Source organism: Faecalibacterium sp. IP-3-29 (assembly GCF_023347335.1).
Lineage (GTDB): Bacteria > Bacillota > Clostridia > Oscillospirales > Ruminococcaceae > Faecalibacterium > Faecalibacterium duncaniae.
Map to the genome: position 1 here is coordinate 1,293,542 of NZ_CP094471.1, position 14,460 is coordinate 1,308,001.

Sequence of the window (14,460 nt, forward strand, 5' to 3'; positions counted from 1 at the left end):
ACGACACAGAACCATGAACGCGGTCTTCCCAATACGATTTACAGGAGGTTCCCAGTATGTATTATTCCAGTGGCAACTACGAAGCATTTGCACACCCCAAAAAGCCTGAGGGCGTTGACAATAAATCTGCTTACCTCATCGGCTCCGGTCTGGCGGCCCTGACTGCCGCCTGCTACCTGGTCCGTGACGGCCAGATGCAGGGCGACCACATCCATGTGTTTGAGAAGGACCCGCTGCCCGGCGGTGCCTGCGACGGCTACAAGTACGATATCGGCTATGTCATGCGCGGCGGCCGTGAGATGGACAACCATTTCGAAGTCATGTGGGATCTGCTCCGCTCCATCCCCTCGCTGGAGACCGAGGGAGCCAGCGTGCTGGACGAGTATTACTGGCTGAACAAGGAGGACCCCAACAAGTCCCTCTGCCGTGCCACCGTCAACCGCGGCCAGGATGCCCACACCGACGGCAAGTTCGCCATCTCCGATCAGGGTGCCATGGAGATCATGAAGCTCTTCTTCACCCCGGATGAGCAGCTGCAGGACAAAAAGATCACCGATATCTTCGACGATGAGGTGTTCTCCTCCAACTTCTGGATGTACTGGCGCACCATGTTCGCCTTTGAGAACTGGCACAGCGCGCTGGAGATGAAGCTTTACCTCAAGCGCTATATCCACCACATCGGCGGTCTGCCCGATTTCACCGCCCTGCGCTTTACCCGCTACAACCAGTACGAGTCCATCATCCTGCCCATGGTCACCTACCTGAAGGATCACGGCGTGGACTTCCAGTACGAGACCAAGGTCACCGATGTCCAGTTCCGGATCGAGGGCGGCAAAAAGCAGGCCAGCAGCGTGACCGTGGATCACAAGGGTGAGAGCAGGACCATCGACCTCACCGAGAACGACCTGCTCTTCATCACCAACGGCGGCTGCGTGGAGAGCTGCACCATCGGCTCTCAGGACAAGGCCGCAGGCTTTGATCCCACCATCAGGCCGGGCAACGGCTGGGATCTGTGGAAGAAGATCGCTGCACAGGATCCCTCCTTCGGCCATCCCGAAAAGTTCTGCTCTCAGCCGGAGCTGTCCAACTGGGAAAGCGCCACCATCACCACCCTGGACGACAAGATCCCCCAGTATATCAAGAAGATCTGCAAGCGTGACCCCTTCAGCGGCCACACCGTCACCGGCGGCATCGTCACGGTCAAGGATTCCAGCTGGCTGCTCAGCTGGACCCTGAACCGCCAGCAGCAGTTCCGTGACCAGCCCAAGAACCAGCTCTGCGTCTGGGTCTACGGCCTGTTCAGCGACAAGCCCGGCGATTACGTCAAGAAGCCCATGCGCGACTGCACCGGCCGCGAGATCTGCATGGAGTGGCTGTACCACATCGGCGTGCCCGAGGAGGACATTGCCGAGCTGGCTGAGCACAGCGCCAACACCGTGCCTGTGATGATGCCCTATATCGATGCCTTCTTCATGCCCCGTGCCTTCGGCGACCGCCCCGACATCGTGCCCCAGGGCGCTGTCAACTTCGCCTTCCTGGGCCAGTTTGCCGAGACCGGCCGTGACACCATTTTCACCACCGAGTACTCCATGCGCACCGGCATGGAAGCGGTTTACACCCTGCTCAACATCGACCGCGGCGTGCCCGAGGTCTGGGGCAGCACCTATGATGTCCGCAGCCTGATCGATGCAACGGTCAAACTGCGTGACGGCAAGAAGATCACTGATATGGATCTGCCCTTCATCCAGCGGGTGGCCCTCAAGGAAGTGCTCAAGAAAATCGAGGGCACCGACCTTGAGAAGTTCCTCAAGGAATACCATGCCATCTGATGCTGTCTGAGAATCGTCCCCCGATCCTCTGACCCTCTTTTCTGAATGCGGCAAAGCCCTGCACCCTTTCCATGGGATGCGGGGCTTTGCCCTTTTTCTCGGAATTTTCAAATGTTTTACCAAAACAGTATGACTGTTGTGGGATTTCTTGACACGAATTTTACAAAAATCCCTTGCGGAAACTGGGGTTCTATGTTAAGATTTAGGTAACAAACAGCCTTCTCGGTCTTGCTGAAGCCCGCCAGTTCCCCAAAAGGGAAAACAACGCTGCACGGCATTGACGGAGAGGGCTGAAAGAGCGTATTGAATCAAAGGAGGTCTTTCCCTGTGAAACAGTTCATTACCCGCCGCAGCTTTATCAAGGCTGCCGGTGCTGCCACGGCACTGACCGCAGTTTCTGTCGGTGCACCCGCCGCCTTTGCGGAGGAGACCAATTGCTTCTTTGGTGACAAAGCGGATGTGACCATCCTCTACACCAACGATGTCCACACCTATATCGACAACAAGTCCCCCAAGCCCACCTATGCTGCCATTGCTGCCCTGAAAAAGAGCATCGAGGACACCGGCCGGGATGTGCTGCTGGTGGATGCAGGCGACCATATCCAGGGCACCGCTTACGGCTCCATGGATGACGGCGCTACCATCATCGAGCTGATGAACGAGGCCGGTTACGATCTGGCCACCCCCGGCAACCATGAGTTCGACTACGGCATGGACCGTGCCAAGGCTGTGATCCAGGAAGCCGACTTCCCCTATGTCTCCTGCAACTGGGTCGATCTGCGCACCGGCTTCAACGTTCTGCCCAGCGTCAAGTTCTTCTTTGTGGGCGGCCGCAAGATCGCCTTTGTGGGCGTGACCACCCCCGAGACCTTCACCAAGTCCACCCCGGCCTACTTTATGAACGATGCCCAGACCAGGTACATCTATGACATTCTGGGCGGCGAGGATGGCCAGAAGCTCTACGATGCCGTTCAGAAGGCCATCGACAAGGCTGAGTTCTGGGGCGCTGACACCATCATCGGTCTGGGCCATCTGGGCGTTGACCCCTCCTCCTCTCCCTGGACCAGTGAGGAAGTCATTGCACACACCCACGGCTTTACCGCTTTCATCGACGGCCACTCCCACACCGTGATGGCCAACAAGCAGGTCACCGATGCTTCCGGCAAGGCAGTCACCCTGACCCAGACCGGTTCTTACTTCAAGAACATCGGCAAGATGACCGTGGGCGCGGACGGCACCATCACCACTGAGCTCATCGACACCTACGAGGGTCTGGATGCTGCCGTGGCCGCCACCGCCTCCAACTGGATCAGCGCAGTGGACGATATGCTGGGCGAGGAGATCGCAGTGGGCGATACCAAATTCTACATCAACGATCCCGCCACCGGCAAGCGCCGCATCCGCTCCGGCGAGACCAACCTCGGCGACTTCGTGGCCGACGGCATCTACACCTACTTCAACGAGATCGAGGAGCTCCACTGTGATATCGCCATTATGAACGGCGGCGGCATCCGCACCGATGTGGAGGCTGGCCCCTGGAGCTTCAAGACCTGCAAGACCGTCAGCCCCTTTGGCAACGTGGCCTGCCTGATGTCCGTGACCGGCCAGCAGATCCAGGACGCTCTGGAGTTTGGTGCCCGCTTTGCCGGTGCTGAGGGCAAGGAGAACGGCGGCTTCCTGCAGGTGGCAGGTGCCAGGTACACGATCCACCCCATGATCCCCAACACCGTTCAGACCAACGACAAGAATGTCTGGACCGGCAGCGCCGCCACCCCGCGTGTCAGCAATGTGGAGATCTACGACAAGACCACCGGTACTTATCAGCCCCTTGACCCGAACGCCACCTACGCTCTGGCCGGCATGAACTACACCCTGCGCAATCTGGGCGATGGCTTTGCCATGTTCGATGGCGCGACCCTCATCAAGGACTATGTCTCTGAGGACTACCTTGTCATGTCCAGCTACGCAGCCATGTTCGGCGGCGTGGATGCCAACGGTCTGCCGCATCTGGCAAGCGCCAACAGCCCGCTGGCCGATTACCCCGGCTACCTGCTCAACTACGAGGACCCGTACGGCGCAGGCCGCATCCAGATGATCTGGTAAATTAAGGATACGACCCTCTCTGTCAAAGCCTGCGGCGTTGACGGAGAGGGTTATTTTTATGCAGCATTGTCAGCAGGAAGCGAACCCGGCTTGTGGATCAGGATAGGGGAAAGTTGCACAAATCCGGCAGAACATCCTTGTATACTACGCCAAAGTTTGTAACTTTTTTTATTTGTTTGCTTGCGAACGATCTGCGCTGGAAGTATAATAAACAGGCAAGTAATATATCAGCTGTGCTGTGGCAGGCACAGAGACAAAGGAGAAACATTATGCAGACACGGTATACCAGCGCCGACCAGTGGGCAGAGGCCAAGGACGGCGTGATCCCTGCACCCTACGCTCTGGAAGAGGGCGAGCAGATCATTGACCAGTATCTTGAGCCGGTCATCTTCCACAACGTCAACGGCCCCGACATCGGTGTGACCACCTGCGGCGTGATCGTCAAGGACGGCCTGTACTTTAAGGATCTGGACAACAGCGGCGAGCTGGCCCCCTACAAGGATTGGCGGCTGAGCCCTGAGCAGCGCGCTGAGGATATGGTCAAGCATCTGCGGCTGGATCAGCAGGCAGGCCTTGTGCTGAACACCCTGTTCAACACCCCTGTGGTGCCCACCCGTGCCGAGGCCACCAACGCCGAAGGCAAGCTGGAGCTGGGCAAGATCTACAAGCACCACAACCCCGGTGAAAAGCCCATGCCCGGCCCTCTGCCCGGCATGACCGTCAGCATTGATGACAGCCATGTTCTGGAAAAGCACATCGCCGCCGGTGTTTACCGCGGTGACATGCGCTGCGAGGCCGGCATGGTGGCCCTGTACCACAACGCCGGCACCCAGATGCTGGAATACGAGGCCTGCAAGGGCGGCGTGGCCATTCCGTACTCTCTCCACACCAACCCCATCAACATTGGTTACCCGGACTCTCTGGGCATCGGCGCGGCTGTCATTGGCGACGGCAACACCGACATGGTCTATGAGATGGCCCAGACCGACCGCAAGATGATGAAGGCCGAGGGCCTGAACATCATGTACGGCCCTCAGGTCGATGTGACCTCTGACCCCCGCTGGCCCCGTACCTCCGGTACTTACGGCGAGCGTCCCGATGTCACCAGCGATATTGCCGAGGCTCTGGTCAAGGGCTATCAGGATGGCGACAACGGCCTGAACGAAGGCTCTGTTGTTCTGACCATCAAGCACTTCCCCGGCGATGCTCCCTCTGAGAATGGCTTTGAGCCTCATGTGCCCATCGGCCAGTGGCGCATCTACCGCACCCCCGGCTCGATGGAAAAGTATCATCTGCCCCCGTTCCAGCGCGCCTTTGACCACAAGGTCTCTTCCATCATGCCGGACTACTCCCGTATTGCCACCGATGGCCGTGCTGTGCCCCAGACCTATCGGGGCGAGATCACCAGCACCGAGGAAGTGCCCAGCGCTTACAGCAAGGAGCTGATCACCGATCTGGCCCGGAACAAGATGGGCTTTGACGGCTATGTCAACTCCGACTCCGGCATCACCACCGTTCAGATCTATGGCGTGGAGAACCTCACCGAGCCTGAGCGCTACGCCAAGGCCATCTCTGCCGGTACCGATGTCATCGGCGGCAACACCGACCCCGAGAACATCGTCAAGGCTGTGGAGGATGGTCTGCTGCCCAAGGCAGATCTGGACCGCGCCAGCTACAACCGTCTGCTGAGCCTGTTCCGCACCAAGCGGGTGGATAACCCCTACCTTGACCCCGACAAGGCCGATCAGGCCCGCGTGGATAACTTCGATGGTGCCAAGAAGAAGGCTTACGAGGCCAACCAGAAGGCTGTTGTTCTGGTCAAGAACCACGAGAAGCTCCTGCCTCTGGCCAAGAGCCAGAAGGTCTGCATCGTCACCTTCAAGGGTGTGGACTCCGGCTTTGCACAGATGGCACAGGCCATGGGTGCCGGTCTGGGAAACACGGACGAGGATGCCGCTCTGCGCAAGACCCTGACGGAAGCCTTTGAGAAGAAGGGCTACACCGTGGTGGCCACCCCGGAGGAAGCCGATGTGCTCTACCTGCACGTCTGGCCCATCAGCAACGGTCTGGTGTTCAACCAGTATGCAATGCCCGTCATCGAGATGGGCGAGATCGTCACCGACGAGCGCGAGCGCAACAAGAGCCAGAAAAAGACCGGCAGCAAGGTCACCATTGTCACCCTGAAGGACGTGGAGAAGATCAAGGAACTGGCCGATGCCATCCATGCCCGCGGCGGCAAGGTGGTTGGCACCTGCGTGGTCTGCAACCCCTGGCTGCTGGACAAGCTGGAGCCCTACTGCGATGCACTGACCATCCAGTACACCGTCAGCACCGTTGCCCTGAACAACGCCCTGAACGCTCAGGTCGATGTCATCAGCGGCGACTTTGCCCCCACCGGCAAGCTGAGCCTGACCATGGTCTCTGACCCCGCCGTCATTGCCATCACCGAGCAGGAGATCGACGGTGTGGTGCGTGAGATCTGCGCCTCTCCCAACGACGTTCCCGGCTACGATAAGGATCAGTACATCGATCCCGCTATCCTCGCCAACGTCAAGGGCGGCAGCTACGCCTACTGCGATGCCGACGGCAATTACTACCGCAGCGGCTTCGGTCTGAATTACTGATTACCGTTAACGAAAAAAGAGCGATACAGCGTTTGCTGTATCGCTCTTTTGCTTTCTCTATGAACAAAGAACAAAAAAGACATCCGAACAGTTCGGATGTCTTTTGGTTGGGGATGAGAGAATCGAACTCCCACAAGTAGAGTCAGAGTCTACCGCACTACCACTATGCAAATCCCCATCAGCTTGGGTCTGTCTTGCGGGGTGAACCGCTCAACGTGTGCTATTATACGGAAAAAGCGCCGCTTTGTCAAGCGCTTTTTTGAAATTTTTTGCAGAAATCGAAAAAAAGACGCACTTTCGCAGGAGTTCTTGCGGGCTGCTTGATTCCGTCATCCTTCTCATGCTCTTTGCATATACTGGAAATCAGAAGAAGCAAAGACGCACAAAGAGGAGGAACTGCTATGACCCAGACCACGCAAAAGGAAAAGACCCTGCTTTCGCCCCGCATCCCGCGGGACACCGAACACGAGCGCTACCACCCGGAGCTGGAGGAGGAACTGAAAGAGTGCCTGTTCTGCCTGCACCGGAACGAGATGATGTTCGACCTTGAGGTGGACACCGACCTCATCGAACAGCACATCTATGAGCGGCAGGCCCTTCTGGCCCGCTACCGGTACTTATTGGGAAAAGCCCGGGAGCTGGGGCTGCATACAATATTGGAAAAGTATCAGCCGGTGGGGTAAGGCTTCGTCTTTGTACAGCTTACAAAATACTGCCCACAGAAGATGCGACAAAAATCTTGACAGAATCCCTGAACCGTGCTATCCTATATCAAGATAACAATGCGCAGGTGGTTCTGCGTATCAACTATTTGGAGCTAGAGAGGTTTTTCATTATGGAACGTATTAAGACGATCGCTACTCGTGACCTGACCAAGAGCGTTGTGACCGGTGGCTGCGGCGAGTGCCAGACTTCCTGCCAGTCTGCCTGCAAGACTTCCTGCGGCGTGGCTAACCAGAAGTGCGAGAACAGCAACAAGTAATTTCTGCAAATCGGATGCCGCCTTTGCCGGGCGGCATTTTTTTATGTAACAATGGAATGGAGAATAAAATGGTACATCAGTATCAATTGAACGGCTATAACATCGTGCTGGATACCTGCAGCGGCTCGGTGCATGTGGTGGATGAGGTGGCGTATGATGTCATTGCCATGTACCCCGACCACACCGCCGACGAGATCGTTGCCGCCATGATGGCAAAGTACGGCGACCGTGAGGACGTGACCGAGGCCGACCTGCGCCAGTGCATCGATGATGTGGCAAGCCTGAAGGAATCCGGCAAGCTGTGGAGCCCCGATACCTATGAGAACCTCGCGTTCGATTTCAAGAACCGCAACACCGTGGTCAAGGCCCTCTGCCTGCATGTGGCCCACACCTGCAACCTGAACTGCTCCTACTGCTTTGCCTCGCAGGGCCGCTATCAGGGCGAGCGTGCCCTGATGAGCTTTGAGGTGGGCAAGCGTGCAATGGATTTCCTCATTGAGAATTCCGGCAGCCGCCGCAACCTCGAGGTGGACTTCTTCGGCGGCGAGCCTCTGATGAACTTTGATATGGTCAAGAAGCTGGTGGCCTACTGCCGTGAGCAGGAGAAGATCCACAATAAGAACTTCCGCTTCACCATGACCACCAACGGCATGCTCATTGACGATGATGTCATCGACTTCTGCAACAAGGAATGCCACAACGTGGTCCTGAGCCTGGACGGCCGCAAGGAAGTCCACGACCGCTTCCGCAAGGACTACGCCGGCCATGGCAGCTACGATGCCATTGTGCCCAAGTTCCAGGAGTTTGTAAAGAAGCGCGGCGATAAGGGCTATTACATGCGCGGCACCTTTACCCACTACAACACCGACTTCACCAACGATATCTTCCACATGGCAGATCTGGGCTTTACCGAGCTGAGCATGGAGCCCGTGGTCTGCGACCCCAGTGACCCCAGCGCTCTGACCGAGGCAGATCTGCCCATCCTGAAGGAGCAGTATGAGATCCTGGCCAAGGAGATGATCAAGCGGAACCGTGAGGGCCGCGGCTTCACCTTCTACCACTACATGATCGACCTGACCGGCGGCCCCTGCATCTACAAGCGCATTTCGGGCTGCGGCTCCGGCACCGAGTACATGGCTGTGACCCCCTGGGGCGATCTGTACCCCTGCCACCAGTTCGTGGGCGATCCCAAGTACCTGATGGGCGATATCTGGAAGGGTGTCACCAACACGGCAGTCCGGGACGAGTTCAAGCACTGCAACGCCTACGCCCGCAAGGAGTGCCAGGACTGCTGGGCAAAGCTCTACTGCTCCGGCGGCTGTGCAGCCAACTCCTATCACGCAACCGGCAGCATCACCGGCGTGTACGAGTACGGCTGTGAGCTGTTCCGCAAGCGGATGGAGTGCGCCATTATGATCCAGGTGGCACAGAATCAGGAGCTGGCCGCGCAGGGCATCGAAGTGCCCATCCAGCTGGGCTCCACCTGCAATGCCTGCGCCGACGGCGAGGCCTGCGAATAAATGACCACCCCCATCGTCGATTTTGTGCGGCAGTACGCCCAGTCCGGCACTGCCCGGCTCCACATGCCGGGGCATAAGGGGCAAAGCCTGCTGGGCTGTGAGCCGTGGGATATCACCGAGATCCGGGGGGCCGATGAGCTCTACGAGGCCGAGGGCATTATCGCGCAGAGCGAGGCCAACGCCACCCGGCTGTTCGGCACGGCCCACACCTATTACAGCACCGAGGGTTCTTCCCAGTGCATTCGGGCCATGCTCTGCCTTGCTATGCAGGGTGCGCCCTGCACCGGCAAGCGCCCGGTGCTGCTGGCGGCCCGCAATGCCCACAAAGCCCTGCTCTATGCAGCGGCTCTGCTGGACTTCGACATCCGGTGGCTCTGGCCCGCGCCGGAGGATACCGGCGCGCTGTGCAGCTGCCCGGTAACGGTGCAGGCCCTTTCCGCCGCCCTTGAGGAGCTGGCCGGGCAGGGGAGGACACCCTTTGGCGTTTACCTGACCAGCCCGGATTATCTGGGCGGGATGCAGGACATCGCGGCCCTCTCTGCCGTCTGCGATGCCCAGGGCGTGCCCCTGCTGGTGGATAACGCCCACGGGGCCTACCTGCGCTTTTTGCCCGGCGGGAGCCGCCACCCCATCGACCTGGGCGCGGCGGCCTGCTGTGACTCCGGCCACAAGACCCTGCCGGTGCTCACCGGGGGAGCCTACCTGCATCTGGGCCCCAAGGCCCCCGTGCAGGAGGAAAGTACCGTGCGCAGCGCGCTGGCGCTGTTCGGCTCCACCAGCCCGTCTTATCTGATCCTGCAGTCTCTCGATGCCTGCAACCGGCTGCTTTCCACCGATTACCCGGCACGCCTGCAGGAGTGCTGTGACCGGCTGGCCGCTCTGCGTGCCCGCCTGAATGCGCTGGCTGCCGCACAGGGCACGGCCCTGCCGCTGGCACTGGACGGTCCCGCCCGGGAACCCATGAAGCTGACGCTGGACGCAGCGGCGCTGGGCCTGACCGGGCAGGCACTGGCCGACCATCTGCGGCAAAACGGAATGGAGTGCGAATATGCCGACCCCCGTTACCTTGTGCTGATGTTCACCCCAGAGAACCCGGCGGAGGACATGGCCCGGCTGGAGGCGGCTCTGGCAGAACTCTGTGCGCGGGGCATCCCCCCGGCAGAACCCCCTGCCGAGCACCGGGAGGCGTTTTGTGCGCTGGCCCGGCAGGCGGAGCCCCGCCTGACCGTGCGGCAGGCTGTGTTTGCCCCGCAGGAGACCATCCCGGCAGGGTCTGCGCTGGGCAGGGTCTGCGCTCTGCCCACTGTGTCCTGCCCGCCCGCCATTCCCATCGTGGTCAGCGGCGAGGTGATCGGCCCGGCGGCGCTGGAGCTTTTCGCAGCCTACGGCGTGGAGACGGTCTCGGTGGTGAAACCGGAAAAATTTTGAAAAATCAGGGCGGATTTGCAAGATTCTGCGGCTCTGAAACGTATTAAGGATAGAACAGAGAACATAACCCCTATTCTATGCGGTAATCTGAGGTGTTCCAATGAAAATTCTTCTTGCATCAGATACATGGTCCCCAATGGTCAACGGTGTGGTGCGCTCGGTGGAGCTGCTGTACCACCAGCTGCTGGCGCTGGGCCACGACGTGCGGGTGGTGACCCTTGCCCAGAATGGCCATTCCCATGAGGAAAACGGCATCCTGTATGTGGGCAGCATCAGCGCGGAGCGGGTCTACCCGGGCGTGCGGATCAGTGCGGCGGGCGCTCTGCCCATCTCCCACTGGCTGGACGAGCTGGAAGCCTGGGGCCCGGAGGTCATCCATACGCAAAGCGAGTTTTCTACCTTTATGCTGGCACAGCGGGTGGCCCGCCGGTGCCACTGCCCGGTGGTACATACCTACCATACTGTCTACGAGGATTATACCCAGTACCTTTTCTTCAGTGAGCGTCTGGGCCGGATGACCGCCGAAAAGGCCACCCGCATCCTCTCGGGCTATTGCTCCCTCATGCTGGCCCCCACCGAAAAGGTGCGCGCCATGCTCAACCGCTACGGGGTCAGCTGCCCGGTGGTCACAGTGCCCACCGGCATCGACCTGACCGCCTTTGGCCCGGCGCAGGACAACGGCAAGGAAAAGGCCCGGATGCGGGCAGAGCTGGGCATCCCGGAAGGGGATACCGTCCTGCTCTCGCTGGGCCGTCTGGCTGCCGAGAAGAACCACGCCCAGCTGGTGCGTCTGCTGGCCGCGCAGCCGGAGCAGAGCCGCCCGTGGCTGGTGTTTGTGGGCGACGGCCCCGCCCGGCCTGACCTGGAAGCACTGACAAAGGAGCTGAAGCTGACCGACCGTGTCCGCTTTGTGGGCATGGTCAAGCCCGATGAGGTACCCCGGTGGTACCGCGTGGGCGATATCTTCGTCAGCGCCTCCCAGAGCGAGACCCAGGGCCTGACCTACTTCGAGGGCATGGCCTGTGGTCTGCCTGTGCTCTGCCGTGCGGACCCCTGCCTGGATGGCGTGGTGGAAAACGGCTTCAACGGCTGGCAGTGGAAGGACGAAGCCGAGTTTGCATCGGCACTGAACACCATCATCTCGGACCCCGCCCTGCGCGGGCAGCTGCACCAGAACGCTCTGGCCACCGCGGCCCGCTACTCGGCAGAGCATTTCGCTCAGCAGGTGCTGGATGCTTACCAGCAGGCCATTGCGCTGAAGCGGTACGAGTCTGAACACAAAAGCATCCTCAGCTGGGTGTGATCCCAATCCCCAAAGAATCCAGAAAAAGCAGCAGCGCCCTGTCTCCCGCAATGGGAAACAGGGCGCTGCTTTTTGCGCATCCGTTATTCGATGCCGGTTACCTTGTAGTCCTGATCCTCAACAGCCTTCTTCAGGTCTGCGTCGGAAACTTCGGCGTTCAGGGTGACGATGGCGGTACCGGTCTCGTGGCTGACCACGGCCTCGTCCACAGCGGGCAGGGCTTCCAGCGCCTTTTTCACGCGGGCTTCGCAGTGGCAGCACATCATACCTTCAACATGCAGGGTCTTTTTCATGGCATTGTCCTCCTTGACAACGGGAGCCGAAACGGGTTCGGCAGTATTTTCAGCCGCTGCAGGCTGCACGGGGGCAGCGGGCAGGGCGGCGGACTTGGGTTTGCGGTCGTGTTTGGTGCTGTGCAGGTCGAACAGGTTCAGCCGCAGGGCATTGCTCACGACACAGAAGCTGGAAAGGCTCATGGCTGCAGCCCCGAACATGGGGTTCAGGGTCAGGCCGAAGGGGATGAACACACCGGCGGCCAGCGGGATGCCGATGATGTTGTAGATGAACGCCCAGAACAGATTTTCGTGGATGTTGCGCAGGGTGGCGCGGCTCAGCCGGATGGCGGCGGGCACATCGGAGAGCCGGGAGTTCATCAGAACCACATCGGCCGCGTCAATGGCAACATCGGCACCGGCACCGATGGCGATGCCGGTGTCCGCGCGGGTCAGGGCGGGGGCATCGTTGATGCCGTCGCCCACCATGGCCACCTTGCCGCTCTCCTGCAGCCTGCGGATCACGGCCTCCTTGCCGTCGGGCAGAACGCCTGCAATGACCTCGTCCACGCCCGCCTGTCGGCCAATGGCATCGGCGGTGCGCTGGTTGTCGCCGGTCAGCATGACCACCCGGATGCCCATGTTCTGCAGCTCCCGGATGGCGCGGGGGCTGTCCTCCTTGAGGGTGTCCGCCACAGCGATCACGCCCATCAGGCGGCCTGCACCGCCAAAGAAGAGGGGCGTTTTGCCCTCAGCGGCCAGCCGGGCGGCTTCGGCCTGGAGTTCGGCGGGTACGGATGCCTTGGTGGCGATGAACTCTGCATTGCCGCCGTAGATCTCCATGCCGTCCAGCCGGGCGGAAAGGCCATTGCCGGGCAGGGCGGCAAAATCAGTCACATCGGGGCAGGCGATGGTCTCGGTCTCGGCATAGGCCAGCACTGCCTTGGCCAGCGGGTGCTCACTCTTCTGCTCCAGCGAGGCCGCCAGCGTCAGCAGCTCGCTCTCGGAAACGCCCTCCGCGGGCAGGATGTCAGTGACCCGGGGCTCGCCGCTGGTGATGGTGCCGGTCTTGTCCAGAGCTACGATCTGGGTACGGCCTGCAGCTTCCAGCGAGGCGGCAGTTTTGAACAGGATGCCGTTCCTGGCCCCCAGACCGTTGCCCACCATGATGGCCACAGGCGTTGCCAGACCCAGCGCGCAGGGGCAGCTGATGACCAGCACCGAGATGCCCCGGGCCAGCGCGTAGCCGAACTCCCGGCCCAGCAGCAGCCAGACAAGGGTGGTCAGCACCGAAATGGAGATGACTGCGGGCACGAAGAAGCCGGAAACGGTATCGGCGATCTTGGCAATGGGGGCCTTGGTGGCGGCGGCATCGCTGACCATCCGGATGATCTGGGCCAGCGTGGTATCCTCGCCCACACGGGTGGCTTCACACTTCAGGAAACCGGACTGGTTGGTGGTGGCGGCGCTGACCTTGTCTCCCGCAGCCTTGTCCACCGGGATGCTCTCGCCGGTCAGGGCGCTCTCATTCACGGCGCTGGAACCTTCCAGCACAAGGCCGTCCACCGGGATGTTCTCACCGGGGCGCACCACAAAGAGGTCGCCTTTTTTCACCTGTGCAATGGGTACAGTCACTTCGGCCCCTTCCTGCAGCAGGGTGGCGGTCTGGGGGGCCAGCTTCATCAGGCTCTTGAGCGCGTCGGTGGTCTTGCCCTTGGAGCGGGCCTCCAGCATCTTGCCCACGGTGATCAGGGTCAGGATCATAGCGGCAGATTCAAAGTAGAGCTCCATCATGTAGTGCATGACGAGCGCATCGTTGCCGTCTACCTGAGCGCGGGTCATGGCGAACAGGGCGTAGGTGCTCCAGAGAAAGCTGGCCGAGGAACCCAGCGCCACCAGTGTATCCATGTTGGGGGCACGGTGGAGCAGGCCCTTGAAGCCGCTGATGAAGAACTTCTGGTTGATGACCATTACGATGCCCGCCAGCAGCAGCTGGACCAGACCCATGGCAACGTGGTTGCCGTCGAACCAGTGGGGGAGCGGCCAGCCCCACATCATGTGGCCCATCGAGAAATACATCAGCACCGCCAGAAAGACCAGTGATGCGATGAGCCGTTTTTTCAGCCTGGGTGTTTCGTGGTCAGCCAGGGCATCCAGCTCGGCGCTGGGGGTCTCGGCGGCAGCAGCCTTGGGGCTTGCGCCGTAGCCCGCCTCCTGCACTGCCTTGACGATGGCTGATGCGCTGGCGGTGCCCTCCACTCCCATGGAGTTGGTCAGCAGGCTCACCGAGCAGCTGGTCACACCGGGCACAGCTTTTACGGCCTTTTCCACCCGGGCAGAGCAGGCCGCGCAGCTCATGCCCGTAACAGTATACTGTTCCATTGTTTCCCTCCGATAAA

At 60.2% G+C, this 14,460-nt stretch carries 9 protein-coding genes and 1 tRNA gene; 8 read left to right on the forward strand and 2 right to left on the reverse strand.

The genetic code is table 11. From position 1 onward, the window contains the following. Window positions 1-56: 56 nt before the first annotated feature. The 3 genes from MTP40_RS06170 (at window position 57) to MTP40_RS06180 (ending at window position 6,556) form a co-directional block, all read left to right on the forward strand. Window positions 57-1,829, forward strand: coding sequence for an oleate hydratase (locus MTP40_RS06170; protein WP_156066137.1), 1,773 nt, complete (start codon window positions 57-59; stop codon window positions 1,827-1,829). Between the two features lie 327 nt (window positions 1,830-2,156). Beyond that, the gene (locus MTP40_RS06175; protein WP_249260007.1) at window positions 2,157-3,932 is read left to right on the forward strand and encodes a bifunctional metallophosphatase/5'-nucleotidase; all 1,776 of its coding nucleotides are present in this window, start codon (window positions 2,157-2,159) and stop codon (window positions 3,930-3,932) included. 269 nt (window positions 3,933-4,201) lie between these two features. Then, window positions 4,202-6,556 (forward strand): glycoside hydrolase family 3 protein, encoded by a 2,355-nt coding sequence (locus MTP40_RS06180; protein WP_249260008.1) that lies wholly within the window; start codon window positions 4,202-4,204, stop codon window positions 6,554-6,556. Between the two features lie 104 nt (window positions 6,557-6,660). Here the strand turns inward: MTP40_RS06180 and MTP40_RS06185 are convergent. After that, window positions 6,661-6,734: transfer RNA gene (locus MTP40_RS06185), tRNA-Gln, on the reverse strand. Between the two features lie 223 nt (window positions 6,735-6,957). On the opposite strand from MTP40_RS06185, the gene MTP40_RS06190 reads away from it, so the two are divergent. The 5 genes from MTP40_RS06190 (at window position 6,958) to MTP40_RS06210 (ending at window position 11,789) form a co-directional block, all read left to right on the forward strand. Further along, window positions 6,958-7,239, forward strand: coding sequence for a DUF2508 family protein (locus MTP40_RS06190; protein ID WP_005932624.1), 282 nt, complete (start codon window positions 6,958-6,960; stop codon window positions 7,237-7,239). 152 nt (window positions 7,240-7,391) lie between these two features. Then, window positions 7,392-7,538 carry a six-cysteine ranthipeptide SCIFF gene (gene scfA / locus MTP40_RS06195; protein WP_015563834.1) on the forward strand — a complete coding sequence of 49 codons (147 nt, stop codon included), beginning with the start codon at window positions 7,392-7,394 and terminating at the stop codon, window positions 7,536-7,538. 68 nt (window positions 7,539-7,606) lie between these two features. Then, a complete protein-coding gene (gene scfB / locus MTP40_RS06200; protein ID WP_197036594.1) occupies window positions 7,607-9,058 on the forward strand; it encodes a thioether cross-link-forming SCIFF peptide maturase in 1,452 nt (483 codons plus the stop codon). Then, on the forward strand, window positions 9,059-10,486 hold the full coding sequence (locus MTP40_RS06205; protein WP_207684682.1) for an amino acid decarboxylase: 1,428 nt from the start codon (window positions 9,059-9,061) through the stop codon (window positions 10,484-10,486). A gap of 100 nt (window positions 10,487-10,586) precedes the next feature. Further along, window positions 10,587-11,789 carry a glycosyltransferase family 4 protein gene (locus MTP40_RS06210; protein ID WP_249260009.1) on the forward strand — a complete coding sequence of 401 codons (1,203 nt, stop codon included), beginning with the start codon at window positions 10,587-10,589 and terminating at the stop codon, window positions 11,787-11,789. Between the two features lie 83 nt (window positions 11,790-11,872). Here MTP40_RS06210 and MTP40_RS06215 read toward each other — a convergent pair whose 3' ends face one another. After that, entirely contained in the window at window positions 11,873-14,443 is a 2,571-nt protein-coding gene (locus MTP40_RS06215) for a heavy metal translocating P-type ATPase (RefSeq protein WP_249260010.1), read from the reverse strand. Window positions 14,444-14,460: the final 17 nt, after the last annotated feature.

Coding starts and splice junctions, on each gene's coding strand:
- MTP40_RS06170 (WP_156066137.1), top strand. CDS start 57: ATGTATTATTCCAGTGGCAACTACGAAGCATTTGCACACCCCAAAAAG.
- MTP40_RS06180 (WP_249260008.1), top strand. CDS start 4,202: ATGCAGACACGGTATACCAGCGCCGACCAGTGGGCAGAGGCCAAGGAC.
- MTP40_RS06190 (WP_005932624.1), top strand. CDS start 6,958: ATGACCCAGACCACGCAAAAGGAAAAGACCCTGCTTTCGCCCCGCATC.
- scfA (WP_015563834.1), top strand. CDS start 7,392: ATGGAACGTATTAAGACGATCGCTACTCGTGACCTGACCAAGAGCGTT.
- scfB (WP_197036594.1), top strand. CDS start 7,607: ATGGTACATCAGTATCAATTGAACGGCTATAACATCGTGCTGGATACC.
- MTP40_RS06205 (WP_207684682.1), top strand. CDS start 9,059: ATGACCACCCCCATCGTCGATTTTGTGCGGCAGTACGCCCAGTCCGGC.
- MTP40_RS06210 (WP_249260009.1), top strand. CDS start 10,587: ATGAAAATTCTTCTTGCATCAGATACATGGTCCCCAATGGTCAACGGT.
- MTP40_RS06215 (WP_249260010.1), bottom strand. CDS start 14,443: ATGGAACAGTATACTGTTACGGGCATGAGCTGCGCGGCCTGCTCTGCC.